Raw genomic sequence first — 24211 nt, 5'->3', positions numbered from 1 at the left:
CGTGGCGTCGGCGCTAGGCTGCCTCGTTGTGACCGACCCGCAAACCGTCGCCGAGGCGGCCGCCGCCGAGCTATTGGCGCGGACCGGCGTCGCACGCTTCGACGTCGCCGTTGTACTTGGCTCCGGCTGGGCGCCGGCCGCCGCCGAAATCGGCACCCCCACCCAGGTCGTCGCGATGGCTGACCTGCCTGGCTTCACCCCGCCCACGGCAGAGGGTCACCGCGGCCAGGTGTTGGTGCTGACCGTCGGCGACAAGCAGGTGCTGGTGTTGGTCGGCCGCATCCACGCCTACGAGGGCCACGAATTGCGCCACGTCGTGCACCCCGTCCGCACGGCCTGCGCCGCGGGCGTGGGGACCGTGGTGCTGACCAACGCGGCGGGCGGATTGCGCGACGACTTCGGCGTCGGCCAGCCGGTGCTCATCAGCGACCACCTGAACCTCACGGCGCGTTCGCCGTTGGTCGGGGCGCAGTTCGTCGACCTGGTCGACGCGTACTCGCCGCGGTTGCGCGCGCTCGCCCGCGAAGTGGACCCCACGCTGGCCGAGGGGGTCTACGCGGGACTACCGGGACCGCACTACGAGACGCCTGCCGAGATCCGGATGCTCCGCACGCTCGGCGCCGACCTGGTGGGGATGTCGACGGTGCACGAAACCATTGCGGCCAGGGCGGCGGGCGCCGACGTGATGGGTGTCTCGCTCGTCACGAACCTGGCCGCAGGCATGACGGGCGAGCCGCTCAGTCACGTCGAGGTGCTCGAGGCGGGCCGTCAGTCGGCCACGCGGATGGGCACCCTGCTCGCCGAGGTGCTGGCCCGGCTGTAGGCCTTGCGCCTGCCGAGGCGCTGCGTGAGTGCGACGAAGCCGCGAGCCATCAGCGGCGCCGCGAAAAGCATGAGCAACACCCGTACCACCTGCGCCGCGACGATGAACGTGACGTTGGTCCCGGTTTCGACCGCAGTGGCGAGCACCGCGTAGATGCCGCCTGGACTGGTGGCCAGGTACCCCTCGAGCGGGCTGATGCCCACCACGCGCGCCAGCAACACCCCGAGTCCCGCGGTGGCCACGTTCAACGCGACGATCAGGCCGAGCGCAATCGGCAGGGCCCGCCCGATCGCCCGAAAGGACTTGCGGGTGAACGCCACGCCGGCCTGCCAACCGATCACGGCATAGCCGAGTTGCACCAGCGCCAACGGCACCGAAAGGCCGAACGAGAGGCCGGTCAGCTGCAACGCGATGGTCAACGCCATGGGACCGAGTAGGCCTGCGCCGGGCAGTCGGATCAGCCGACCTCCCGTCGCGCCGACCAACACGATGCCGACGAGCATCAGCATGCTGAGATACCAGGGCGCGGCCCCACCTTGCGTGGCGGGCGCAGCATGCGCCGTCTTCTCGGCGTGGAACACCAGGGTGACGATCACGGGCATCGACGCAGTGATCAGCGCGACGCGCAGGTACTGCACGACGGCGACCACGCGGTCGTCGCCGCCGAGTTCACGTGCGATGGCGACTAGGCCGGAGGCCCCGCCCGCCACCAGCGCCAGCGCACCGGTCAGCGGGCTGACGTCGCGATGTAGGCCCAGAAGGGCGCCTGCCCCGATGCTCAACAGCAGGGTGGCGACGGCGACCGCGACGACGATCGGCCAGTCGGAGCCCAGCGCCGAAAGCGCGTCCCGGTGCACCATCGTGCCGATGTAGACGCCCAGTACGCCCTGAGCGGCGACGCCCGCCTTGCGGGGCACCCCTGCGGGCGCGAACGAGAGCAGGGCCAGCGCGATGCCGACGATCAGCGCCGCGAACAGCGCGGCCGATGGCACGCCAACCAAGGTCAGCGGCACGGTCACGGCGACGGTGATCACCACCAGCAACGTCCATCGCATCATTAATACAAGTATGCCCTTGTTACTTTCGCTGCGCAAACTGGCGTTAATTGGATAACTACCAAGGTATAACTTGGTAATGCGCACTTTTACCGCCAACGCCACCGAACTTCGTGAGTCGATCATGGCCCTGACCCGCCAACTCCGCCGCCACCGCAGCGACAACGGCCTCACGCTCAGCCAGCAGCAGGTGCTCGGTGAAGTCAGCAGAGCAGGCGTCACCACGCCGGCCGAGCTCGCCACACGCATGCACGTGCGCGTGCAGTCGCTCACCGAGGGCATCAACCACCTCGAAGCGAGCGGCCTGGTGACGCGCAGACCGGACGCCGAGGACCGGCGCCGCCAACTCATCGAGGTGACGGATGCGGGCACCGCCCTGCTGGAGACGGACCGCGCCGAGCGCGACGAATGGCTCAGCTCGGCGATGCGCGATTCGCTCACCGACCTCGAGTTCGACCTCCTGATGCTCGTCGCGCCGGTGTTGCGCAAACTCGCCGATGCCGACGACCTCACCGCGGCGTAACCCCGCCCTCGCCGAACCCCGCGGGCAACAATGGGCGGCATGAGTGAACCGCCGCTGACGTTCGGCACCGCCGGCCTTCGTGGACCCATGCGCGACGGTCCCGGAGGCATGAACACCGACACCGTGACGAGGGCGACGTGGGCAGTCGCAAAGGTGCTCAAGGACAGATGCCTCGGTGGCTCGACCGTCGTCGTCGGCCGCGACGCCCGCCACCAGTCCGATGACTTCGCCATCGCCACCGCCGAAGTGCTTGCCGCCGAAGGATTCTCGGTGGTGTTACTACCCGATCCGACGCCGACGCCCGTGGTGGCCTTCGCCGTCCGGCACCTCCGCGCGGCGGCAGGGGTGCAGCTCACCGCGTCGCATAATCCACCGCAAGACAACGGATACAAGGTCTACTTCGACGGCGGCATGCAGATCGTCCCACCCACCGATCGGGACGTCGAGACAGCGATGTCGAACGCACCGACCGACATCGCACGCACGCCGGTCGCACCCACCGACACTGAATTGGTCCGCCACTACATCAGACGGGCCGCGGAGGTCAGGCGGGCGACCGGGGACGTCCGCGTAGCGCTGACGCCGATGCATGGCGTCGGCGGTGAGGTAGCCGTGCAGGCACTGCAAGAGGCCGGAATCACCGACGCCCACATCGTGGCCGAACAGTTCGCACCCGACCCCGACTTCCCCACTGTCGCGTTCCCCAACCCCGAGGAGGCCGGTGCCGCCGACATGTTGCTCGCGCTGGCGTCCGAGGTGGACGCCGAGGTGGCCATTGCGCTCGACCCCGACGCCGACCGGTGCGCCGTCGGCGTGCCGACCCCATCGGGTTGGCGCATGCTCACCGGCGACGAAACCGGTTGGCTACTCGGCGATTACGTGCTATCCCAACTTGATGTCGACGTGGCGGCGAATACCGTCGTGGCCAGCACCGTCGTGTCGTCGCGCATGTTGGCGGCCATCGCGGCGGCCCACGGCGCTCACCACGTCGAGACGTTGACCGGGTTCAAATGGCTGGCCCGCGCCGACGCCGGCCTCCCGGGCACCACGTTGGTCTACGCCTACGAAGAGGCGATCGGCCACTGCGTCGACCCGGCCGCGGTGCGCGACAAGGACGGCATCAGCGCGGCGGTGCTCGTGTGCGACTTGGTCGCCGCCCTGCGTCAGGACGGACGCACGCTGCCCGACGCGTTGAACGGGCTGGCCCAACGACACGGCGTGCACGTCACCTCGGCTCTGTCGCGACCCGCCGAGGCCTCGGTCATGGCCGGGCTGCGGGCCGATCCGCCGACCCGGCTCGCCGGCTTCGACGTCACGGTGGACGACCTGTCGTTGCGACGGGGGCAATTCGCTACCGACGCCTTGGTTCTGTCCGGCGGCGACGCGGCCACGTCCATCCGAGTGGTCGTACGACCGTCCGGCACCGAGCCGAAGATCAAGTACTACACCGAGATTCGCTGCGCGGCGAGCGAACAACTCGACCAGGCGAGGGCTCGAGCCGAGCGCCTGACAGCGGATGTCGTGGCGGCGCTCACGCGGGTGTGAGGGCTGCCGGCCACGACACCTCAGCGCGGACCGAACTGACGATCACCCGCATCGCCGAGGCCCGGCACGATGTAGGCGACCTCGTTGAGCCCGTCGTCGATCGCCGCGGTGAACAGACGCAACTCGGGGGCCACCTGCTCGAGTGCGGCGATCCCTTCCGGCGCGCACACCACGCAGACCGCCGTGACGTCGACGGCGTGGCGCGCGTACAGCAATCGCAGGGTGTACGCCATCGAACCGCCGGTGGCCAACATGGGGTCCAGCACCATGACGGGTTGCGCGCTGAGGTCGTCGGGCAGCGACTCCAGATACGGCTTGGGCAGCGCGGTTTCCTCATCGCGGGCCACCCCGACAAATCCGACGTGCGCGCCCGGGATCAACGCGTGCGCCTGGTCGACCATGCCGAGCCCGGCGCGCAACACCGGAACCAGCAGCGGCGGGTTGGCCAATCTGGCACCCGTCGTGTCGGCCAGCGGAGTGCGCACGGATACGGATTCGGTCGCGGCGTCGCGCATGGACTCGTAGACCAGCATCAGCGTGAGATCGCGCAGCGCGGCCCGGAACGCGGCGTTGTCTGTGCGCTCGTCGCGCAGTGTGGTCAGCCGCGCCGCGGCCAGGGGGTGATCGACAACGCGCACATCCATGCGGGCAAACCTAGTGGAACCACGACGTCGGAGACGTCCATGGAACCAAAGCGCTCCGGCGCGCGTCATAACCGCATGCTCGCCGATACCTCCGCCATCCACGCCTTCGGCGCCGCGCAGACCCGTCACGCCGCCGACCTCGCGGCGGTCACCGCACGGCTCGCGTCGGCGGGCGGGTCGCTGTCCCCCGACGCGCTTGGACCGGTCGGTGCCCGCTTCCTGGCCGCGCTGGGTGATGCGGTGGCGCGGGAGGCCCGGCTGGTCGCTGGGTTGGGTGAGCGCGTGGCCGCCGCGGGCGCCACCGCGCAGACGAATGCCGACGCCTACGGCGCCACCGAACACCGCGCGGGCCAATCGCTTACCGGATTGGGGTTGTGACCATGCCCAGCGCGTTGGTGGCGGCGCTCTCGGCACCGATCCGTGACGTCGCGGCAATGGTCGGGTCGGGCTGGTCACCCGCCGGTGATCCCGCGACGGTGCTAGCCGGCATTCGCGACGACCTCGCCGCCGTGTCGGAAGCCGCCGCCTCGGCCTGGGGTTCGGCAAGTGACGGGTGGACCGGCCCGGCGGCCGAGGCCGCCCGGGAGTTCAGCAGTGCGACGGTGGCCGCCGTCTCGGCGATTGCGTCGCGGGCCGACGACCTGCGCGCCACGACGACGGGGGCAGCCGATGCGGTCGCAAGGGCGCGGGCACGACTGCAGAGGATCCTCGACGAATTCGAAGCCCGCGCAGCCGCACTCGAGGCTGACCTCGACGTACCGGGCACCGAAGAGGAGTTGGTTTCGGAGGCTCGTCGCGCCCTCGACGAGGCCGTCGCGGTGGTCGAGGAACTCGAGGCCGAGCTCGACGGGCACGCGGCCGCCGTGACCGCAGCGGCCGGACCGGCGAGCACGTTTCCCGCCTCGGCCACGCCGTCATCCGCCGGTTGGGGTAGCGCTGGCGGCGTCGGATCGGGTGCGGGTTCCGGGCTCGGCTCGGGCGCCGGTGGTGGACTCCCCTCGTCGCACGGGTCAACCAACTTCGGTTTCGGCGCGGACGTAGGCGACCGTCCGACGGCGGACCCCGGCGTGTTCGGCAGCGGCGTCGCGATCACGCTGCCCGACGGCAGTACGGCCACCGCCCCGAACGCCGTCGCCGCCAGTGCGGTCCGCCACGCGCTGACCCAACTCGGCGTGCCCTACCACTGGGGCGGTACTACACCGGGAGTCAGCCTGGACTGCAGCGGTCTCACGCAATGGGCGTATCACGAAGCGGGCCTTGAGCTTCCGCGGCTGGCGCAAGAACAGGACATCGGCGCCGCGGTCAACCAGGGCGCACTGCGGCCCGGCGACCTCGCAGTGTGGGATGGCCACGTCGCGATGATCGTCGGCAACGGTCAGATGATCGAGGCGGGTGATCCCGTGAAGTTGTCGCCGATCCGAACGACCAATGCGGGGCAGGGCTTTCAGGGGTTCTGGCGGCCGACGGCCTGAGCACTGACCCAGCGGCTAGCCTGCGAGACGTTCTTCGAACGGGTGGTGGCAGGCTAGGAGGCTGCTGAACCTGGGGCCTCAGCCCTCGAGCTCGAAGACGAACTCGTGATGACATATCCGGATCTGGTCACGGTCGGCGAGCGCGACACTGCCTCGGATTCGACGGCCTTGTACGTAAACGCCGTTGGCAGAGCGCAAATCGGTAATGACGAAGCTCGTGCCCGTGTCGCTCACCACGGCGTGGTGGCGGCTCACGTCGGCGTCGTCAAGCACGATGTCATTGTCGGCAAGCCGGCCCACCCGAGTGGCCGCCCCCGTCAGGGCATGGACTTCTCCCGAGCCCGCATGCAGGCGCGCCACGGCGGGCTTGCCGGTCGCCGTGATCCGTCCGTCGAGGACGCTCGCGGTGGCCGAGGCGGCGGTGAGTGCGGCACGTCTTACGTCCAAGACTTCCTGGCGTAGCACCCGCTCGTGCAGGGCTCGGATCGTCGGCCCTGGCTCGATGCCGAGGTCTTCGGAGAGTGCGGTCTTCAAACGGCGGTAGGCGTCAAGGGCGTCGGATTGCCGTTCGGCGAGGTAGTAGGCGACGATCAGTTGCGCCCACAGCGGCTCGCGATAAGGATGCTCGGCCGTGAGGCGCTCGAGCGCACTGATCACGGCATTGGCGCGCCCACAGGCGATTTCGGCTTCCGCATGGGCGGTGTGTACGTTGACCTCGTCCTCGACGAGCGCGGCGCCGAAGGACGCGACGAACTCGAAGTCGGGTAGGTCCTCGAGTACCCGGCCACGCCACTGCGCCAACGCGGCCGCCAGGTGCCTGCTGGCCAGTTCGAACTGACCGGCCGCCGCCGCGCGTACACCGGAAGCCTTCTCGCTGATGAATCGGCCTATATCGCAATCGATGTCGGGCACGTTAAGTCGGTAACCAGGAGGCGCGGCCGCAAGGACCGTGCGCCCGTCGACGCCGGCGTCGTTCAGCAACCGGCGCAGGTTGGACACGTAGGTGTGCAGGCTCGCGCGGGCCTCCTGCGGCGCCCGCGCTCCCCACACTGCGTCGATCAACGCTTCACTGTCCACCACTCGATTGCGATTGATCACCAGCATGGCCAGCACCGCACGCTGCTTCCGGGAGCCCAACGGCACCGGTGTGCTCCCGGCAGTCAGCTCAAGCGGCCCAAGCACTCCGAAACCGACGGGGTTCGAATTCACGATGTCATCGTCCCCACTAGCAGGTACGCGCCTGGGGTTGGGCCGTGCCCGTATCCACCCACGCATCGGGTACGAAGCCGAGGTCGGCGCCGTCCAGGGCAGTGCGGACCTTGTTCCATACCGGGGTGGATATCGACGGTCCTCCGCCGACTCCCGGCCCTTCCACGACATCCCCGATCGTCGTGCAGACGATGAAGACGTCAGTTTCATACGGCAAGAAGCCGATGACCGTGGCGGTGCGCACTGGCTCGGCCCGTACCTCGAGGCTGGGTTGCTGCAAGACAACGCCGCGAGACGGCGGCTCGCCGTCGGCCGTCTGGTCGGACCCGGTCACCTGCGGGGGCAGCGGAGTCGGCCCGCCTTTCTGCTGGGCGAGCAGTCCGATGACCACGCCGCCCAGGATCAGCACCGCCGCGACGGCGATCACGCTCGGCAGCAGCCAACCCCGTCGCTGACGGCCGACGTAACTATCCGCCAGCACCTCCGCGGGATCTGAAGGCGCTGCGCCGAGCGGCATGACGAGGGTCTGATTGCCACCGTCGACCGCGCGCTGCGCCGCTCGCACCAGGCCGCCGGCGGTTCCGTACCGGTCATCGGGGTCCTTGGCCATGCCTCGGGCGATGACCGCGTCGAACGTCGCAGGAACGCGCGCGTTGGTGACGCTCGGCTGCGGAGGCGGCGAGACGAGATGGGCCGCGACCAGATTCTCGAGACTGTCACGGGCAAACGGACTGTCTCCGGTCAGCGCTTCGTACAGCACGCACGCCAGCGCGTACACGTCGACCGCAGGGGTGGCGTCCTTGTCGGAGAACCGTTCGGGCGCCATGTAATTGAAGGTGCCGATCGGAGTCCCCGCGGTCGTCAACCGGGTGTCACCCCTCGTTTCGGCGATGCCGAAGTCGACCAGGTAGGCGAAATCGGCCTGGGTGACGATGATGTTGTGCGGCTTGATGTCGCGATGCATCAGCCCCTCGGCATGCGACGCATCCAGCGCAGCACCGATCTGACCGATGATGGCCACCGCCCGGGACGGTTCCAGCGGACCCTTCGCGATCAGTTCATCGAGCGTGTGCCCGCGCACCAGGCGCATGTCGATGTAGAGCCTGCCGTCGATCTCGCCCCAATCGTGAATGGGAATGACGTGTGGTTCCTGCAGCACTGCCGCCGCGTGGGACTCACGCTGAAAACGCTTCCGAAAGGTGGCGTCGTTCGACAACCCATCGGCGAGTATCTTCAGCGCGACGGTTCGGTTCTTGTCGGTGTCGTACGCCTCGTACACCTCACCCATTCCGCCCTTGCCGAGCAGGCTGATGATGTTGTACTTGCCGAACGCCGTACCGACGCGCGACTCCACGGCGAACCCCCTGATCCCTTCGGGTACAAGGGCAGTGTCGCCCAAATACTCAGGCGATGCAGACGATACTCGCGAAACCCACCTAGCTCAGGAATCCCAAATCGGGCCGAACGCCGGTATCCCGCAGCGCTCCAGGCCGTGCACCACCTGCCAGGTGACGGTGCGGTTGGAGACGCAGATGACGGCCTCGGCACCCGATTCGACGTATGCCGCATGGGCCAGCGCCAGCACATCGGGCTTGCCAAGCGCACCGGTATCCCACATCATCGCGTCGGGCTGAGCGGCCTCGATCTCGTCGACGAACGCGTCGCCGTAGGTGAGGCGCGGGTTCTTCGTCACCCAGACCAGCCGAGCCGGAACGGATGGGTCGAGCAAGTGGCCCAGCACGGGCCCAATGCCGCTGCCGGTGGCCACCAGCACGACCTTGGTGAACAACTTGCGCACGTTGGCCACGCCCACCGTCGGAATACCACGCACCCATACATGCGTCGGCGGTGCGTCGATGAGCTCAGAGGTCCAGTCACCGGCACGCGAGACCAACATGCGGTACCCGGTCGTGCCCGGAGCACTTGGCACGTTTGCAAAGTGGTGCCAACCCACGAACGGCCGACGGCTGATCGGCCGGGTGGTGCCGATGGCAGGGGTCACGCCGTGATCAAGCCGCAGCACCACCGCGTGCGACGACGGCCGCTCGCAGCTGACCGGGACGCGACGCAGCAGCAGCCACGGCCAGACGGCCAAGGCCACGCTGACCACGACCAGCCAAAAAGCCGGCGCCCCCAACAGCGCCGAGCCGAACGACCGATCGCCGCGAGCTCCGTCGACGAACAGCATGGTGTTGATCCACACCAGCACCAGCGCGGCCCAGCCGCAGAACCGATGGGTCACCTCGAAACGATCGTGCTGTGCGGCGCGCAGCCGCGGCAGTGCCATCACCACCATGACGGCGAACGTGGTGGCGATGGTGGCCCCGAGGATCATGTGGGCGTTCGACGCCTCACCGACACCGGCGACGGCGTCGCGGATCATCGACGTCACGAGGGTCAGATACCACAGCGTCCCGGCAACGGCGGCGCCGACGTGCAAACCGCCGAAGTGGTAGTACTTGCCGAGCGTCCACCGCACCCGCAGCGGCCAGGACGTCGGCGGCCGGGTCACCAGCCAGGCCAACGCATTGAGCACGAACTGCTGCCGAAAGATCACGGCGGCAGCGAGATTCGTCTGCGCCACTAGTGCGATGGCGCCCAACTCGGCACCGTCCGATGTCCACCAGTTCGCGGCCGTGACGCCATAGCCAGCCGATCCGAGGTTGACCGTCATCACCAGCGCGACGAGCCGGTTGTAGTGCATCACGCTCGGGTGCTTGAGGATTCGCCGCAACAGCGGTAGGCATGGCGCGATACCCGTGGCGTCGCTGACCTGATGGGCATCGCCGACGTCCGGCTTGGTGAGTAGCGCGACAGACATTGCGGTGGGTCCCTAATCGATGAGTTCGGCCTTCGCGGGCGAACACAGCATCTGTGGACCGGCTTGGAGCTTTCTCAAAGAAAGCTTGGGGACGGGCTTTTCAGGACATTCGCGGGTCGATGACGGTAACGCCGACCGGAGTCGCAGTGTCGACAAGCGGCAACAGCCGGGCCCCTTCGGCCAGTCCGACGACGCGCTCGACCAGCGCCTGCGGGCGCAACGTGTCCGCCTCGACGAGCCGCAACATGTCGGGGTAGTCGACGCTGGCCATGCCATGGCTGCCGAGCACGTCCAACTCCCAGGCGATGACCCGATCCATCGGCACCGCAGGGTGCCCGCCAACGCTGGGCAGCAGCCCGACCTGCACGTGACGGCCGCGGCGTCGTAGGCATCCGATGGCGTCCGCACACGTGACCGCCGTGCCGACAGCGTCAACCGCGACGTGGCTGCCGCCACCGGTCAGCTCATGCACCTCGGCGGCGACATCGCGACCGTCGGCGAGCACGGTGTGTTCGGCGCCCAGGCTTCGCGCCAAGGCCAGCGCCGCTGGATTGCGGTCAACCGCAACCACTTTGGCGTCTGCAGCCACCGCGATCTGGACGGCGCTCAAGCCAACTCCGCCGACGCCGACGATCGTGACCCACTCGCCGCGGCTGACCCCGGCTCTGGCATGCAGCGCGCGGTACGCCGTCGCGAATCGACAACCCAGGGCCGCCGCGGCGGCGTCGCCGACGACTTCGGGGACGGCTACCAAGTTGGTGTCGGCCGCGTGCAACGCAACGTATTCGGCGAACGAACCCCAGTGTGTGAAGCCGGGCTGGGTCTGGTCGGGACATACCTGCGCCTGTCCGAGTCGACACCACTCGCACCTTCCGCACCCGCACACGAACGGGGTGGTGACCCGGTCGCCGATCTTCCAGCGTCGGACGTCGGCGCCCACCGAGGCCACCAGGCCGACCAACTCGTGACCAGGTACGTGGGGCAATGCCACCCCGTCGTCATGCCCGGCCCATGCATGCCAGTCGCTGTGACACAGCCCCGTCGCGTGCACCTCGACGACGACACCGTCGGGCGCCGGCGTGGGATCGGCGACCGACCGGACGTCGATGGGACCGCCGAACTCCTCGAAGACCACCGCGCGCATGCAGTCATCGTGCCGCGTGTTGCGTCAATGTTGCGCTTCCCTGTGAGTCTGCGATTTCTGAGTTTTTGCTGAGGATCTGGGTATCTACTCGATTCACGCGAAGTTCAGGTTCGGATTCGGGGCCGCTGCGGCCCCTCGACAGCGCGAGGTGACGTTCATGGCACGCATCGACCTAACAGCCAAGATTCCGTTGATCGGAATGTCCATGGTGTTCCTCGCGATGTTCATCGTCGCGGTCACCGCGTATTTGCATGTGGGGTGGTGGTCGATCCTCGGGTATGCGATCGCCGCCATCCTTGGGGTGTTCGGGTTCGCGTTCACGTTCCGAGACATCAACGACACCTCCAAACCGCCGCCAGTGAAACCGACTACCCCCTCGGACGGAGCACCCTCGTGACCACGGAGCCGAGCGACCCAACGATCGCAGACCCCAAGCAGGAGGAGTACGACAACTCCGCGTTCACGACCGAAGACGAGGGTTACGAGAAGGGCCTCAAACCTCGCCAACTCCAGATGATCGCGATCGGTGGCGCGATCGGCACCGGGTTGTTCCTCGGTGCTGGCGGCAGGCTGCACAGCGCGGGTCCGGGCTTGTTCCTGGTGTACGCGTTCTGCGGCATCTTCGTCTTCCTGATTCTGCGGGCCCTCGGCGAACTGGTTCTGCACAGACCATCGTCGGGGTCCTTCGTGTCCTACGCCCGTGAGTTCCTCGGCGAGAAGGCGGCCTTCGTCGCAGGCTGGATGTACTTCCTGAACTGGGCGATGACCGCGATCGTCGACTCGACCGCCATCGCCACCTACTTCCACTTCTGGAAGGCGTTCGGACCGATCCCGCAGTGGCTCATCGCGTTGATCGCGCTGGCGCTAGTGCTCGGGATGAACATGATCTCGGTGAAGGTGTTCGGCGAACTCGAGTTCTGGGCCGCCCTGATCAAAGTCGTTGCGCTGGTGACGTTCCTGGTTGCAGGCACGATCTTCCTGGCAGGCCGTTACAAGATCCAGGGGCAGTCGACGGGCTTCAGCGTGATCCAAGACCACGGCGGACTGTTCCCGACCGGACTGTTCCCGCTGGTCATCGTCACCTCTGGCGTGGTGTTCGCCTACGCCGCCGTCGAACTCGTCGGCACGGCGGCAGGCGAGACCGCCAACCCGGAGAAGATCATGCCGCGCGCGATCAACTCCGTCATCGCCCGCATCGCGCTGTTCTACGTGGGCTCCGTCTTCCTGCTCGGACTGCTGCTCCCGTACACGGCGTACAAGTCCGGCGAGAGCCCGTTCGTCACCTTCTTCTCGAAGATCGGCATCGAGGGTGCGGGCACCATCATGAACATCGTCGTCTTGACGGCCGCCTTCTCGAGCCTCAACGCCGGCCTGTACTCAACAGGCCGGATCCTGCGGTCGATGGCGATGAACGGCAGCGCGCCGAAGTTCACCTCGCTGATGAACAAACGCGGGGTGCCGTACGGCGGCATATGCCTGACCGCGGTGATCGGCCTGTTCGGCGTGCTGCTCAACGGCATCGTGCCCGCGCAGGCATTCGAGATCGTGCTGAACGTCGCCGCACTCGGCATCATCGCTTCGTGGGGCACCATCGTGATCTGTCAGATCCAGCTCTACCGATGGTCGAAGAAGGGCATCCTGCAGCGGCCGTCGTTCCGGCTGTGGGGCACGCCGTGGACCGGCTACCTCACGCTGCTGTTCCTCTTCGGGGTGCTCGTCTTGATGGCCCTCGACCCGCCGATCGGCACCTGGACCGTTGGGCTGTTGGTGCTCATCATCCCGGCGCTGGTAGTCGGCTGGTTCGCCGTCCGGTCGAGAGTGCTGGCCGTCGCACAAGAGCGCGAGGGCTACACCGGTCAGTTCCCGGTGGTCGCGAACCGGCCGCCGCCCGGCAAGAAGGAATAAGTGCCGCGGCTTTTGGCCGCAGCCTGAATTTGGCATGGTGTTGGTCATGACGCGCTGGTATCCGGTGGACCCCGTCGACGAAGACTTCTTCACGTCGGCACCGCACGTGTTCCGGTACTCGAAGCGATTCGCCGCACCACCCGAACGGGTGTGGGAGTCGCTGGTGTCCGACGAGTCGCTATCGGCCTGGGGTTCCAGCGTCACCGCGTTGAACTGGCTGAGCCCGCGCCCCTTCGGCGTCGGCACCACCCGGGAAGTGGCGCTGGCACCTGGGCTGGCCAAGGTGCGTGAACGCTTCTTCCACTGGGACGACGGGCATCGCTACTCGTTCGCCGTCTACGAGGCGAACCTGCCCATCTTCCAGCGGTTCGCCGAGGACTACGTCGTGGAACCGGAGGGGTCCGACGGCGCGGCCACGCGGTACACGTGGACGGTGGCGCTCGAGCCCAAGGCGGCACTTAGGTGGCCGTTCAAGCCGCTGGCTCCGGCACTCAAGCTGGCGTTCGGGCGCGCGGCCGCCGACGGCGAGCGCTACTTCGCCCGCCCCTGAGCCACCGCATCCAAGCCCTCCAGACGGCGTCGTTAGGCTGTGCCGCATGGCTGCAGACATCGTGCCGGTACGGCTCGGGCTGACCAAGGGTGATCTCTACACGTTGTGGGCTCCCCTTTGGCGCGACGACGAGGACGAATGGCAAGGCTTCCTCGGCAAGGATGAGGACCTCTACGCCTTCGAATCGGTCGCCGATCTGGTGGCGTTCGTCCGGACCAGCAAGGACAACGACCTCACCGACCACCCCGCGTGGGCGGCGTTGACCGAGGCGAACGCGCATCTGCTCGATCCGCCGGAGGCCCGTCAGCACGACCTCGTCAGCGTGCCCGAACTGGTCGCCGAGAAGCCGACTGAGGAGTCGGTCGAGACGCTGCTGAAGGCGTTGGCCGTCGTGCAGGCGCTCGGGTCGGTGTGCGACCTGACCGCGGTGGCGAAGTTCTTCAACGGCAACCCCGTGCTCGGCTCGCTCGGCGGCGGCATCGACGCGTTCGCGGGTCGCCCTGGACGCAAGCGCTGGACCGAGATCGAGGCCGTGATCGGGCGCAGCTGGGACGGCGTCGTCGACGCCATCGACGGGGTCGTCACCGTGCCCGACGTCGACGCGGCCGCGTCCAAGAAGGCAGAGGCCGAACTGGCCGAGCCCGCCCCGGAGCTCGATGAGCCGGACGCATCAGCCGACGAAGAGCTCGTCATCGACGACGTCGTCGACACCGACACGGAGTCCGAGGCGCTCGACGCCGAGGCCGAGGGCCAGCTGCTGGGAAGCCACGAAGACTTCTGGGTGCAGGTCGGCATCGACCCGATCCGGGTGATGACGGGCTCCGGCACCTATCACACGTTGCGCTGCTACTTCGATGACAGCCCGCGCTTCCTCGGCCGCAACGGCCGCATCAGCGTGTTCACCTCCGAACGAACGCTGGCGCGCTACCTCGCTGACGAACACGAGAGCGACCTGTCGGGGTTCAGCACGTACGAGGACATCCGCACCGCGGCGACCGACGGCTCGCTCCGGATCAAGGTCATCGAGGACAACATCTACGTGCTGACGGGCATTTCCGATGACCTCGCCGATGGCCCCGACGCCGTCGACCGCGATCAGCTGGAACTGGCCGTCGAATTGCTCAGGGACGTCAGCGATTACGCGGAGGACACCACCGTCGACGACGCGCTGGACATCGACCAGCCGCTGGGCCGGTACGTCGCGCACGTGCTGTCGCCGGACAAGGTCGGCAAGCCGCCGACGCCGTACGCCAAGGCCGTCGCACAGTGGGACAAGCTGGAGGCCTTCGTCGAATCGCGGCTTCGCCAGGAGTGATGAGTTTCCGTCGGTGCTCCGGTCTACGTTCACATGACCATGACTGACGGACTCGTTTCCCACTCGCTCGACGTTGCCGGCGCCCGACTGCACTACGAAGTGCGCGGGAGCGGGCCATTGCTCTTCGTCATCGGCTCACCGATGCCCGCTGCGGACTTCGCGCCCTTGGCGCACGCGCTCGCCGTCGACCACACCGTCGTCACCTACGACCCGCGTGGGCTGGCGGGCAGCACCATCGACGACCCCGATCAGGACGCCACGCCGAATCTGCGCGCCGACGACGTCGCCGCCATCCTCGACGCGCTCGACGCCGAATCGGCCGACGTGTTCGGTTCCAGTGGCGGCGCGGTCACCGGCCTGGCGCTCGTCACCCAGCATCCTGGCCGCGTGCGCACACTGGTCGCGCACGAGCCACCGGTCACCGAACTACTCCCCGACGCCGAGCAGCAACGGGCCGCCACCGAGGACATGATCGAGACCTTCCACCGCGACGGGCCCGCCGCCGCATGGGCGAAGTTCATGGCGAACGCAGGCTTCGACGTGGCCGACGGCGGTGCCCCGGTAGGACCCGAGCCGACCCCCGACGAGCAGGCCAGGCGACTCGCCGACATGACGCGCTTCTTCGACCACGAAATGCGGGACACCATTGCGTTTCGCCCCGACATCGATGCGCTGAAGAACGGGCCGACTCGGGTGGCGATCGGGCTCGGCGCCGACTCGGGCCACCTGCTGACGTGCCGGACGTCGCTTGCGCTGTGCGAGCTTCTGGGCACCGCACCGGTCGAATTTCCCGGCGACCACGGCGGCTTCATCGGAGCTCCCGGCGCGTTCGCCGACCGGCTGCGCGAAGTGCTGGCCTAACTTGCGATTTCGGCGCGGCTTTCGGGGGTGAGTCCCGATTAGCGCGCCGAAATCGCGAGGTGGGTTCAGCCGACGAGGACGGCGTAGCGCGGCTTGATGACGTCGTCGATCAGCGCCAGTCGCTCGCGGAATGGGATGAACGACGACTTCATCGCATTGATCGTGAACCGCTCCAGATCGCTCCAGCCGTAGCCGAACGCTTCGACCAGGCGCAGCATCTCCTGGCTCATCGTGGTGTCGCTCATGAGCCGGTTGTCGGTGTTCACGGTCACCCGGAACCGGAGCCGTGCCAACAGGGCGAAGGGGTGCTCGGCGATGCTGGCGACGGCCCCGGTTTGCACGTTGGAACTGGGACACATCTCCAGCGGAATCCGCTTGTCCCGCAAGATCGAAGCCAGTCGACCAAGCGTCGCGTCGTCATCGGAGTGGACCTCGATGTCGTCGACGATCCGCACGCCGTGACCCAGCCGGTCGGCGCCGCAGAACGCGATGGCCTCCTGAATGGACGGCAGTCCGAACGCCTCTCCCGCATGAATGGTGAAGCGGGCGTTGTTGTTCCGCATGTATTCGAAGGCGTCCAGATGTCGCGTGGGAGGGTAACCCGCTTCGGCGCCTGCGATGTCGAAGCCGACGACGCCCTTGTCGCGGAAGCGGATGGCGAGCTCGGCGATCTCTCTCGAGCGGGCGGCGTGCCGCATCGCGGTGACCAGGCAGCGCACGACGATCGTCCGGCCGGCCGCCTCGGCCGCCTTCTGGCCGTCGGCGAACCCGGCCAGTACCGCGTCGACGACCGCATCGAGTGACAGGCCACGGTCGATGTGCAGTTCGGGCGCAAAGCGGATCTCGGCGTAGACGACGGAATCGGCGGCCAGGTCCTCCACGCATTCGAAGGCCACCCGGTGCAGGGCCTCCGGGGTCTGCATGACACCGACGGTGTGGGCGAACGGCTCGAGGTAGCGCACCAGGGACCCACTGTGCGCCGCGGTGCGGAAGAACGTCGCCAACTCTTCGACGTCAGTGGCGGGCAGGTCGTCGTACCCGGTCTCGGCGGCCAACTCCACGACCGTGGCCGGACGCAGTCCACCGTCGAGATGGTCGTGAAGCAGCGCCTTGGGAGCCTGCTTGATCGAGTCCAGAGTCAGCGGTGTGGTCATCCACCCATCTTGCGCGCACGTGCGCGCGTTTGGCAGCGCAGTTCACGGTGTGTCAACCGCTAGGCCCCCAAGGTGACCACTACTCGGCGCGCAGCACCGTCAGCAGCGCATCGGTGAGCTTGTCGGCGAAGCGCGTATTGACCGGTCCGCTCGCGGCCAGCAGGCGATACCACAGTGTGCCGAAGAACATCTCGACGACGACGTCGACGTCGACCCCGGGAGCCAGGTCGCCTCGGTCGCGGGCCCGCACCAGCAGTTCGCGCATGACGCCGCGACGTTGGGCCAGAAAGCCGTTGCGGAACGACTCGGCGAACGATTCATCGCGCTGCGCCTCCGACATCAACGCGGTCAGCAACCTCGCGTTCCGCCCGCGCGCGCCAAGTACGCTGCGCCGCACGAATATCCGCAGGTCGTTGTCCAGACCACCGGCTTCCACGAGGGGCGCGATACGTGCCGCACCGTCGTTGAGCGCCTCGAGCAGAATCGCTGCAGGCGATGGCCACCACCGATACACCGTTTGCTTGCTGACATCGGCGCGCCGGGCAATGGCTTCCATGGTGGCCGTTCCATAGCCGCTCTCGTCGACCAGTGAGGTAGCCGCAGCGAGCACCGCACGGCGGATGCGCTCGCTGCGCGGTCTCCCTGGTGCGCGTACCGACATGCCTCAACGTTACAAGACGCGCCGTTCGATATTTCGGAGTTGCCGTGCGCCCACACGTTGTGGCGGAATGACATTGACCATGTTACTGGACGGCGCGTATGTTTATGTTTATGGACGCAGCGTCCAGTATTGATGCAAAAGAGGAGGGGCGGACATGCCGACACTCAGCGACGACATCGACGGCATCTTGGCCGGTGACCTGACCATCATGCTGGCGCAGGTGACGCCGATGCACGGCGTGGTCTTGACCCCGGTGAACAACTTCGGCTGGGATTCCGAGACATGGACGGTCACCTTGACCAGCGACCTCGCCGCATACCGCAAGCTTGAGCGGCTCGAACGAAACCCACAGGTGGCATTGGTATTTCATGTCCGTGAACCAGGGCGCAGCGAGGGAGATCAGTACCTACTTCTGCACGGTAGAGCTTCGTTCTCCTGGTACCCGAACCGCGATGAGCTCGAACAATTGCTCGACCAAGGCGACAACGAGCTTGGCCCCAACCGGCTCGGCGGCCGGTTCTGGGACTGGTGGCTCGCGCCGTTCTTCTGGAACAGGGTCACCATCCGGGTCACCGCAGAACGTCTTGTGAGCTTCGATGACTCGGCATGCCGCGGCGCGGCCACGGTCATTGGCACCCCGTTGCCCAACGACCTCCCGGCACGACAGAAACCGCCGGGCAACGGAATCGAGCCAAGAGTTGGGTTACGGCGTACCGTCCGGCAGCTCACGCAGATGCCGCATCTGCTGCTCGGCTGGGCAGGCAGCGACGGATACCCCGTCGTCGCACCGGTCCGAGTGGCCGGCGCAACCCCGGACGGAATCAAACTGTCTGCCCCTGGCGCGCTCCGACCCACCGGCGCGCGCCGCGCCGGGCTTACCGCGCATCAATATTCAGACGGCACACTGGGTCAACGCCAGGCGGTCATGACGGGGTGGCTCGCCGCGCCTGACGAGGCGGGTGAGCTCACGTACTCCCCGCACACCAAACTCGGTTATCGCCTGCCGCCGTCACGACTTCTGTTTCGGGTCCTGCTTGGCGCGATCTGCCGTATCGGCCTCATCAGGGCCCGTCGTGCGGGGGTGCCGTCACTGGCCGGTTAGCCCACCACGCGGTCGATGACCAGCGCACCCACGTCGGGCGCGGTGGCATCCACACTCCAGCCGCCCGCTAGCTCAGCCGTCGCCGCCGGGATCCGCTCAGGAGTTTCGGTGTAGAGCGTGAACAGCGGCTCGCCTGCGGCGACGGGTTCACCGGGCCGACGATGAATGCGCACTCCGGCACCGAACTGCACGGGGTGACCGGGCTCGGCGCGCCCTGCCCCGAGCCGCCACGCCGCCATCGCCACGGCCATGGCGTCGATGTCGCCCATCACGCCGCCGCCGGATGCGGTCACCGTCTCGTGGTGTGCCCCGATCGGCAGCGGCTGCGACAGGTCGCCGCCCTGGGCGGCGACCAGCGCGCGGAATCGGTCCATCGCGGTGCCGTCCCGCAACGTCTGGGCCGGGTCCACACCGTCGAGGCCCGCCGCGTCGAGCATTTCCCGGGCCAACGCCAGCGTCAGTTCGACCACGTCGGCAGGACCACCACCGGCGAGCACCTCGAGCGACTCGGCGACCTCGACCGCATTGCCCACCGTCAGACCCAGCGGGCGGTTCATGTCGGTGAGCAGCGCCCGCGTCGGCACCCCGTAGACGTTCCCAAGGTCGACCATGGTGCGGGCCAGCTCGCGCGACTCCGCTTCGGTCTTGAGAAACGCACCGCGTCCCACCTTGACGTCGAGCACCAGCGCGTTGGCGCCCTCGGCGAGCTTCTTGCTCATTATCGAACTGGCGATCAACGGCAGCGATTCGGTGGTCGCGGTGACGTCGCGCAGCGCGTAGATCTTGCGGTCGGCAGGCGCAAGGTCGCCCGCGGCGAAGATCGCCGCACCGACGTCTTGGAGTTGTTGGCGGATTTGCGCTTTCGGCAGTTCGGCAGTGAATCCGGAGATGGCCTCCAACTTGTCGAGCGTGCCTCCGGTGTGGCCCAATCCGCGGCCGGCCGCTTGGGGCACGGCGCCGCCGCAAGCCATCACGATGGGGACCAAGGGAATGGTGATCTTGTCACCGACTCCCCCGGTGGAATGCTTGTCCACCAACGCCAACGGCTTGCCGTCGCGGCTAAGGTCGCCGAAGTCGAACCGCGCACCGGACGCGATCATCGCCCGTGTCCAGCGGGCGATCTCGGCGGAGGTCATGCCGCGCAGGAAGATCGCCATCAGCAGCGCGGACATCTGTGCGTCGTGCACTCGGCCGTGGGTGTACCCGTCGATCACCCAGTCGATGGCGGCGTCCGAAAGCACCCCACCGTCGCGCTTGGTCCTGATGACTGACGGAGCATCGAGATGCGACCATGCGCCACGCGCGTCGAATGTGGACTGCGTCACCGGCTTTGATCTTCCCGAGCCAGGTCGTCTGGCCCGAAGGCATCGGGCAGCAGGTCCCTCAGCGGCCGTGGCCCCGACGGGTGGGCGATCAGCATGTCCGGGCCGCCGTGCTCGAGCAGCACCTGGCGACACCTGCCGCACGGCATGAGCAGGCGGCCGGAACCGTCCACACACGTCAGCGCGAGCAGTCGCCCGCCGCCGCCGGAATGTAGGGCGCAGGCCACCGCGCACTCGGCACAGAGACCTAGGCCATATGAGACATTCTCCACATTGCAACCGACGACGATCCGCCCGTCGTCGACGAGTGCGGCAGCCCCGACGGGAAACTTCGAATACGGCGCGTGAGCGTGCGCGGAGACTTCGATTGCCTTGTCCCGCAGGAGTTTCCAGTCCACGTCCACGTCAGATCAGCCCTGTCGCCCAGATTCTGAATGCATTCCGAAGCCCTCGTCTCGTGGCCACGTCATTAGCCAGGCAACCCTAACTTCCGAGATTTTTCCTCCGCGAATGGCTCCACGCTAGTTCTTTGCGTGCCACATTTGGGATTAGAGTCGCCCGCAGGTTCGGGTATGGGCCGAGCCCGCGCGTCCACCGATGACGTTGGAGGTCGAGGATGATCAGCTTGGAAACCGGCTGAGACATGGCGGACACTACGGTCACTTCCGACATACCGGCACCGCGACGTCGCCGCACCCTCTATCGCGGCGATCCGGGCATGTGGTCATGGGTGCTGCATCGCATCACCGGCGCCACCATCTTCTTCTTCCTCTTCGTCCACGTGCTCGACACCGCGCTAGTGCGGGTGAGCCCAGAGGCCTACAACGAGGTCATCGACACCTATAAGACGCCGATCGTCGGCCTCATGGAGATGGGCCTCGTTGTCGCGGTGCTGTATCACGCACTCAACGGCGTCCGCGTCATCCTCATCGACTTCTGGCAGCACGGTCCCCGCTATCAGCGCCAGATGCTCTGGGTGGTACTTGGCATTTGGATCGCCGTATTCATCGCTGCCCTCGGCGTACTCGGCATGCACATGTGGGAGCAGTTCCGATGAGCAGCGCGAACCCCTACGACCACGTCAGCGAGCGTGGCGGCCCCGCACCGGTCATGCAACGGAACTACGACCGCCCGGCCGGCCTGGACAACCCCCGCGCACCACGACGACGCAGTGGCATGCCCAACTTCGAGAAGTACACGTGGCTGTTCATGCGGGGCTCCGGAGTCGTGCTGATCTTCCTGGCGCTCGGCCACCTCTTCATCATGCTGATGTGGCAGAACGGCGTGTATCGCATCGACTTCAACTACGTCGCCCAGCGTTGGTCCACGCCGTTCTGGCAGACGTGGGACCTGCTGCTGTTGTGGCTCGCGCAGTTGCACGGCGGCAACGGCATGCGCACGATCATCGCCGACTACACGCGCAAGGACTCCACCAAGTTCTGGCTCAACACCCTGTTGGTGCTGTCGATGGTGTTCACGCTGGTTTTGGGCACGTACGTGTTGTTGACGTTCGACGCGAACATCTCGTGAATCAGGTGATTGGGAAATGCTGATTGAACATCGCTACGACGTCGTGATCGTCGGCGCAGGCGGCGCAGGCATGCGCGCGGCGGTCGAGTCCGGGCCACGGGCGCGCACCGCGGTGCTGACGAAGCTGTATCCGACGCGTAGCCACACCGGTGCGGCGCAGGGCGGGATGTGTGCCGCACTGGCCAACGTCGAAGACGACAACTGGGAGTGGCACACCTTCGACACGGTCAAGGGCGGTGACTACCTCGCCGACCAGGACGCCGTCGAGATCATGTGCCGCGAAGCCATCGACGCGGTGCTCGACCTCGAGAAGATGGGGATGCCGTTCAACCGCACCCCCGAGGGCCGCATCGACCAGCGTCGCTTCGGCGGCCACACCCGCGACCACGGCAAGGCCCCCGTGCGAAGGGCCTGCTACGCCGCCGACCGCACCGGCCACATGATCCTGCAGACGCTCTATCAGAACTGCGTCAAGCACGACGTTGAGTTCTTCAACGAGTTCTACGCGTTGGATCTGGTGCTCTCGGACACGCCCGGCGGCCCGGTGGCGACCGGCGTGGTCGCCTACGAACTGGCCAGCGGTGACATCCACGTCTTCCACGCCAAGGCGATCGTGTTCGCCACCGGCGGGTCGGGCCGGATGTACAAGACCACGTCGAACGCCCACACGTTGACGGGCGACGGACTGGGCATCGTCTTCCGCAAGGGACTTCCCTTGGAGGACATGGAGTTCCACCAATTCCATCCGACCGGACTCGCCGGGCTGGGCATCCTGATCTCGGAGGCGGTCCGCGGTGAGGGCGGCCGCCTGCTCAACGGGGAGGGCGAGCGGTTCATGGAGCGCTACGCCCCGACCATCGTCGACCTCGCGCCGCGCGACATCGTGGCGCGGTCCATGGTGCTCGAGGTGCTCGAGGGCCGCGGGGCAGGCCCCAACAAGGACTACGTCTACATCGACGTCCGTCACCTCGGGGCCGACGTGCTCGAGGCCAAACTGCCCGACATCACCGAGTTCGCCAGGACCTACCTGGGCGTCGACCCCGTCACCGAATTGGTGCCGGTGTACCCGACGTGCCACTACGTGATGGGTGGCATTCCGACGACCGTGCACGGACAGGTGTTGCGCGACAACAATTCTGTGGTGCCCGGCCTCTACGCCGCAGGCGAATGCGCGTGTGTGTCGGTGCACGGCGCCAACCGGCTCGGCACCAACTCGCTGCTCGACATCAACGTGTTCGGCCGGCGCGCGGGCATCGCCGCGGCGAATTACGCACTGGGACATGACTTCATCGACCTTCCTGCCGAGCCCGCCGCGATGGTCACGGGGTGGGTGGGCGACATCCTCTCCGAGCACGGCAACGAGCGGGTGGCCGACATCCGTGGCGCACTGCAGCAGTCGATGGACAACAACGCCGCGGTGTTCCGCACCGAGGAGACCCTGAAGCAGGCGCTGACCGACATCCACGCACTCAAGGAGCGCTACGCCCGAATCACGGTGCACGACAAGGGCAAGCGCTACAACAGCGATCTGCTGGAGGCCATCGAGCTCGGCTTCCTGCTTGAGCTGGCCGAGGTCACCGTCGTCGGAGCACTGAATCGCAAGGAGTCCCGCGGCGGGCACGCCCGCGAGGACTACCCGAACCGCGACGACACCAACTACATGCGTCACACCATGGCCTTCAAGGAAGGCACTGATCTGCTGTCCGACATCCGGCTGGACTACAAGCCCGTCGTCCAGACCCGGTATGAGCCGATGGAACGGAAGTACTAGATGACACCCGTTGCAGAAGTCACAGACAAGCCCGAAACCGACGACCCGCCGCTGCCTCCGGTGCCCGACGGCGCCGTCATGGTCACGCTGAAGATCGCGCGGTTCAACCCCGAAAACCCCGACGGCGCAGGCTTCGAGAGCTTTCGCGTCCCGAGCCTGCCCAGCGACCGGCTACTCAATCTGCTGCACTACGTGAAGTGGTATCTCGACGGCACGTTGACGTTCCGGCGGTCGTGCGCACACGGCGTGTGCGGTTCGGATGCCATGCGCATCAACGGCGTCAACCGGTTGGCGTGCAAAGTGCTCATGCGCGATCTGCTGCCGAAGAAGCCGGGCAAGCAGCTGACCATCACCATCGAGCCGATCCGCGGGCTGCCCGTCGAGAAGGATCTCGTCGTCGACATGGAGCCGTTCTTCGACGCCTTCCGCGCGGTCAAGCCGTTCCTGATGACCACGGGCAATCCGCCCACCAAGGAACGCATTCAGAGCCAGACCGACCGCGCCCGCTACGACGACACCACCAAGTGCATCCTGTGCGCGTGCTGCACCACCAGCTGCCCGGTGTTCTGGAACGAGGGCTCGTACTTCGGGCCCGCGGCGATCGTCAACGCACACCGGTTCATCTTCGACAGCCGTGACGAGGGCGCCGCCGAGCGGCTCGACATCCTCAACGAGGTCGACGGTGTGTGGCGCTGTCGAACCACGTTCAACTGCACCGAGTCCTGCCCGCGCGGCATCCAGGTCACCAAGGCCATCCAAGAGGTCAAGCGCGCGCTGTTGTTCGCCCGCTAACTTGCTGCGTGA

24 protein-coding genes and 1 pseudogene are annotated in these 24211 nt (G+C 67.1%); 15 read left to right on the top strand and 10 right to left on the bottom strand.

Features of this window, described 5'->3' with window-relative positions; all coding sequences use genetic code 11:
- Nucleotides 1-28 precede the first annotated feature (28 nt).
- A complete protein-coding gene (locus SLQ30_RS08870; RefSeq protein ID WP_319445884.1) occupies nucleotides 29-823 on the top strand; it encodes a purine-nucleoside phosphorylase in 795 nt (264 codons plus the stop codon).
- Here the strand turns inward: SLQ30_RS08870 and SLQ30_RS08865 are convergent.
- A complete protein-coding gene (locus tag SLQ30_RS08865; protein WP_319445883.1) occupies nucleotides 769-1881 on the bottom strand; it encodes an AbrB family transcriptional regulator in 1113 nt (370 codons plus the stop codon). The genes SLQ30_RS08870 and SLQ30_RS08865 overlap by 55 nt on opposite strands.
- Before the next feature lie 76 nt (nucleotides 1882-1957).
- Here SLQ30_RS08865 and SLQ30_RS08860 point away from each other — a divergent pair, with 76 nt between their 5' ends.
- Nucleotides 1958-2401, top strand: coding sequence for a MarR family winged helix-turn-helix transcriptional regulator (locus SLQ30_RS08860; RefSeq protein WP_319445882.1), 444 nt, complete (start codon nucleotides 1958-1960; stop codon nucleotides 2399-2401).
- A 39-nt stretch (nucleotides 2402-2440) separates the two neighbouring features.
- Entirely contained in the window at nucleotides 2441-3946 is a 1506-nt protein-coding gene (locus SLQ30_RS08855; RefSeq protein WP_319445881.1) for a phospho-sugar mutase, read from the top strand.
- A gap of 20 nt (nucleotides 3947-3966) precedes the next feature.
- Here the strand turns inward: SLQ30_RS08855 and upp are convergent, their stop codons facing one another.
- Nucleotides 3967-4590, bottom strand: a complete 624-nt coding sequence (gene upp, locus SLQ30_RS08850) for a uracil phosphoribosyltransferase (RefSeq protein WP_319445880.1) — start codon at nucleotides 4588-4590, stop codon at nucleotides 3967-3969.
- A gap of 39 nt (nucleotides 4591-4629) precedes the next feature.
- Here upp and SLQ30_RS08845 point away from each other — a divergent pair, with 39 nt between their 5' ends.
- A complete protein-coding gene (locus SLQ30_RS08845) occupies nucleotides 4630-4968 on the top strand; it encodes a hypothetical protein (protein WP_319445879.1) in 339 nt (112 codons plus the stop codon).
- 2 nt (nucleotides 4969-4970) lie between these two features.
- Nucleotides 4971-6062: a C40 family peptidase gene (locus SLQ30_RS08840; protein ID WP_319445878.1), complete on the top strand. Its 1092-nt coding sequence runs from the start codon at nucleotides 4971-4973 to the stop codon at nucleotides 6060-6062.
- Nucleotides 6063-6140: 78 nt separating this feature from the next.
- Here the strand turns inward: SLQ30_RS08840 and SLQ30_RS08835 are convergent, their stop codons facing one another.
- The 4 genes from SLQ30_RS08835 to SLQ30_RS08820 all read right to left on the bottom strand — a co-directional run bounded on the left by SLQ30_RS08835 (nucleotide 6141) and on the right by SLQ30_RS08820 (nucleotide 11236).
- Nucleotides 6141-7271, bottom strand: a complete 1131-nt coding sequence (locus SLQ30_RS08835; RefSeq protein WP_319445877.1) for a BTAD domain-containing putative transcriptional regulator — start codon at nucleotides 7269-7271, stop codon at nucleotides 6141-6143.
- A gap of 16 nt (nucleotides 7272-7287) precedes the next feature.
- Nucleotides 7288-8625, bottom strand: a complete 1338-nt coding sequence (locus SLQ30_RS08830; protein ID WP_319445876.1) for a serine/threonine-protein kinase — start codon at nucleotides 8623-8625, stop codon at nucleotides 7288-7290.
- 87 nt (nucleotides 8626-8712) lie between these two features.
- The gene (locus SLQ30_RS08825) at nucleotides 8713-10092 is read right to left on the bottom strand and encodes a hypothetical protein (RefSeq protein ID WP_319445875.1); all 1380 of its coding nucleotides are present in this window, start codon (nucleotides 10090-10092) and stop codon (nucleotides 8713-8715) included.
- Nucleotides 10093-10192: 100 nt separating this feature from the next.
- Nucleotides 10193-11236 (bottom strand): zinc-binding dehydrogenase, encoded by a 1044-nt coding sequence (locus SLQ30_RS08820; protein WP_319445874.1) that lies wholly within the window; start codon nucleotides 11234-11236, stop codon nucleotides 10193-10195.
- A 157-nt stretch (nucleotides 11237-11393) separates the two neighbouring features.
- Between SLQ30_RS08820 and SLQ30_RS08815 the strand changes: the two are divergent.
- The 5 genes and pseudogenes from SLQ30_RS08815 to SLQ30_RS08795 all read left to right on the top strand — a co-directional run.
- Nucleotides 11394-11573, top strand: a pseudogene (locus SLQ30_RS08815) (hypothetical protein); the annotation flags it as partial.
- 83 nt (nucleotides 11574-11656) lie between these two features.
- Nucleotides 11657-13141: an amino acid permease gene (locus SLQ30_RS08810; RefSeq protein WP_319446085.1), complete on the top strand. Its 1485-nt coding sequence runs from the start codon at nucleotides 11657-11659 to the stop codon at nucleotides 13139-13141.
- 46 nt (nucleotides 13142-13187) lie between these two features.
- Nucleotides 13188-13691: an SRPBCC family protein gene (locus SLQ30_RS08805; RefSeq protein ID WP_319445872.1), complete on the top strand. Its 504-nt coding sequence runs from the start codon at nucleotides 13188-13190 to the stop codon at nucleotides 13689-13691.
- 46 nt (nucleotides 13692-13737) lie between these two features.
- Complete coding sequence (locus SLQ30_RS08800; RefSeq protein WP_319445871.1) at nucleotides 13738-15006, top strand: primosomal protein; 1269 nt, start codon at nucleotides 13738-13740, stop codon at nucleotides 15004-15006.
- A gap of 39 nt (nucleotides 15007-15045) precedes the next feature.
- The gene (locus SLQ30_RS08795) at nucleotides 15046-15867 is read left to right on the top strand and encodes an alpha/beta hydrolase (RefSeq protein ID WP_319445870.1); all 822 of its coding nucleotides are present in this window, start codon (nucleotides 15046-15048) and stop codon (nucleotides 15865-15867) included.
- A 65-nt stretch (nucleotides 15868-15932) separates the two neighbouring features.
- Here the strand turns inward: SLQ30_RS08795 and SLQ30_RS08790 are convergent, their stop codons facing one another.
- Entirely contained in the window at nucleotides 15933-17021 is a 1089-nt protein-coding gene (locus tag SLQ30_RS08790) for an adenosine deaminase (RefSeq protein WP_319445869.1), read from the bottom strand.
- Nucleotides 17022-17100: 79 nt separating this feature from the next.
- Entirely contained in the window at nucleotides 17101-17682 is a 582-nt protein-coding gene (locus SLQ30_RS08785; protein ID WP_319445868.1) for a TetR/AcrR family transcriptional regulator, read from the bottom strand.
- 154 nt (nucleotides 17683-17836) lie between these two features.
- Between SLQ30_RS08785 and SLQ30_RS08780 the strand changes: the two genes are divergently transcribed.
- Nucleotides 17837-18784, top strand: coding sequence for a pyridoxamine 5'-phosphate oxidase family protein (locus SLQ30_RS08780; protein ID WP_319445867.1), 948 nt, complete (start codon nucleotides 17837-17839; stop codon nucleotides 18782-18784).
- On the opposite strand, the gene SLQ30_RS08775 is transcribed toward SLQ30_RS08780, so the two are convergent.
- Together SLQ30_RS08775 and SLQ30_RS08770 are read right to left on the bottom strand one after the other, a co-directional pair.
- Nucleotides 18781-20109, bottom strand: a complete 1329-nt coding sequence (locus SLQ30_RS08775; RefSeq protein WP_319445866.1) for a thymidine phosphorylase — start codon at nucleotides 20107-20109, stop codon at nucleotides 18781-18783. The genes SLQ30_RS08780 and SLQ30_RS08775 overlap by 4 nt on opposite strands.
- Nucleotides 20106-20510, bottom strand: a complete 405-nt coding sequence (locus SLQ30_RS08770; protein WP_319445865.1) for a cytidine deaminase — start codon at nucleotides 20508-20510, stop codon at nucleotides 20106-20108. The genes SLQ30_RS08775 and SLQ30_RS08770 overlap by 4 nt, the downstream gene beginning before the upstream one ends.
- 239 nt (nucleotides 20511-20749) lie before the next feature.
- Between SLQ30_RS08770 and sdhC the strand changes: the two genes are divergently transcribed.
- Genes sdhC through SLQ30_RS08750 form a run of 4 tightly spaced genes read left to right on the top strand, consistent with a single transcriptional unit; the run spans nucleotide 20750 to nucleotide 24199 of the window.
- Nucleotides 20750-21163: a succinate dehydrogenase, cytochrome b556 subunit gene (gene sdhC / locus SLQ30_RS08765; RefSeq protein WP_319445864.1), complete on the top strand. Its 414-nt coding sequence runs from the start codon at nucleotides 20750-20752 to the stop codon at nucleotides 21161-21163.
- On the top strand, nucleotides 21160-21636 hold the full coding sequence (locus tag SLQ30_RS08760) for a succinate dehydrogenase hydrophobic membrane anchor subunit (protein WP_319445863.1): 477 nt from the start codon (nucleotides 21160-21162) through the stop codon (nucleotides 21634-21636). The genes sdhC and SLQ30_RS08760 overlap by 4 nt, the downstream gene beginning before the upstream one ends.
- Before the next feature lie 16 nt (nucleotides 21637-21652).
- Nucleotides 21653-23407 carry a succinate dehydrogenase flavoprotein subunit gene (sdhA, locus tag SLQ30_RS08755; protein WP_319445862.1) on the top strand — a complete coding sequence of 585 codons (1755 nt, stop codon included), beginning with the start codon at nucleotides 21653-21655 and terminating at the stop codon, nucleotides 23405-23407.
- Entirely contained in the window at nucleotides 23408-24199 is a 792-nt protein-coding gene (locus SLQ30_RS08750) for a succinate dehydrogenase iron-sulfur subunit (protein ID WP_319445861.1), read from the top strand.
- Nucleotides 24200-24211: the final 12 nt, after the last annotated feature.

Source organism: Mycobacterium sp. RTGN4 (assembly GCF_033804635.1).
Lineage (GTDB): Bacteria > Actinomycetota > Actinomycetes > Mycobacteriales > Mycobacteriaceae > Mycobacterium.
This window is presented reverse-complemented; position numbering and strand designations above follow the sequence as displayed.

Bases quoted from the DNA above. Each gene is read 5' to 3' on its own strand.
- SLQ30_RS08865 (WP_319445883.1), bottom strand. From the start codon at position 1,881: ATGATGCGATGGACGTTGCTGGTGGTGATCACCGTCGCCGTGACCGTG.
- SLQ30_RS08860 (WP_319445882.1), top strand. From the start codon at position 1,958: ATGCGCACTTTTACCGCCAACGCCACCGAACTTCGTGAGTCGATCATG.
- SLQ30_RS08855 (WP_319445881.1), top strand. From the start codon at position 2,441: ATGAGTGAACCGCCGCTGACGTTCGGCACCGCCGGCCTTCGTGGACCC.
- upp (WP_319445880.1), bottom strand. From the start codon at position 4,590: ATGGATGTGCGCGTTGTCGATCACCCCCTGGCCGCGGCGCGGCTGACC.
- SLQ30_RS08845 (WP_319445879.1), top strand. From the start codon at position 4,630: ATGGAACCAAAGCGCTCCGGCGCGCGTCATAACCGCATGCTCGCCGAT.
- SLQ30_RS08840 (WP_319445878.1), top strand. From the start codon at position 4,971: ATGCCCAGCGCGTTGGTGGCGGCGCTCTCGGCACCGATCCGTGACGTC.
- SLQ30_RS08825 (WP_319445875.1), bottom strand. From the start codon at position 10,092: ATGTCTGTCGCGCTACTCACCAAGCCGGACGTCGGCGATGCCCATCAG.
- SLQ30_RS08820 (WP_319445874.1), bottom strand. From the start codon at position 11,236: ATGCGCGCGGTGGTCTTCGAGGAGTTCGGCGGTCCCATCGACGTCCGG.
- SLQ30_RS08805 (WP_319445872.1), top strand. From the start codon at position 13,188: ATGACGCGCTGGTATCCGGTGGACCCCGTCGACGAAGACTTCTTCACG.
- SLQ30_RS08800 (WP_319445871.1), top strand. From the start codon at position 13,738: ATGGCTGCAGACATCGTGCCGGTACGGCTCGGGCTGACCAAGGGTGAT.
- SLQ30_RS08795 (WP_319445870.1), top strand. From the start codon at position 15,046: ATGACTGACGGACTCGTTTCCCACTCGCTCGACGTTGCCGGCGCCCGA.
- SLQ30_RS08790 (WP_319445869.1), bottom strand. From the start codon at position 17,021: ATGACCACACCGCTGACTCTGGACTCGATCAAGCAGGCTCCCAAGGCG.
- SLQ30_RS08785 (WP_319445868.1), bottom strand. From the start codon at position 17,682: ATGTCGGTACGCGCACCAGGGAGACCGCGCAGCGAGCGCATCCGCCGT.
- SLQ30_RS08780 (WP_319445867.1), top strand. From the start codon at position 17,837: ATGCCGACACTCAGCGACGACATCGACGGCATCTTGGCCGGTGACCTG.
- sdhC (WP_319445864.1), top strand. From the start codon at position 20,750: ATGGCGGACACTACGGTCACTTCCGACATACCGGCACCGCGACGTCGC.
- SLQ30_RS08760 (WP_319445863.1), top strand. From the start codon at position 21,160: ATGAGCAGCGCGAACCCCTACGACCACGTCAGCGAGCGTGGCGGCCCC.
- sdhA (WP_319445862.1), top strand. From the start codon at position 21,653: ATGCTGATTGAACATCGCTACGACGTCGTGATCGTCGGCGCAGGCGGC.
- SLQ30_RS08750 (WP_319445861.1), top strand. From the start codon at position 23,408: ATGACACCCGTTGCAGAAGTCACAGACAAGCCCGAAACCGACGACCCG.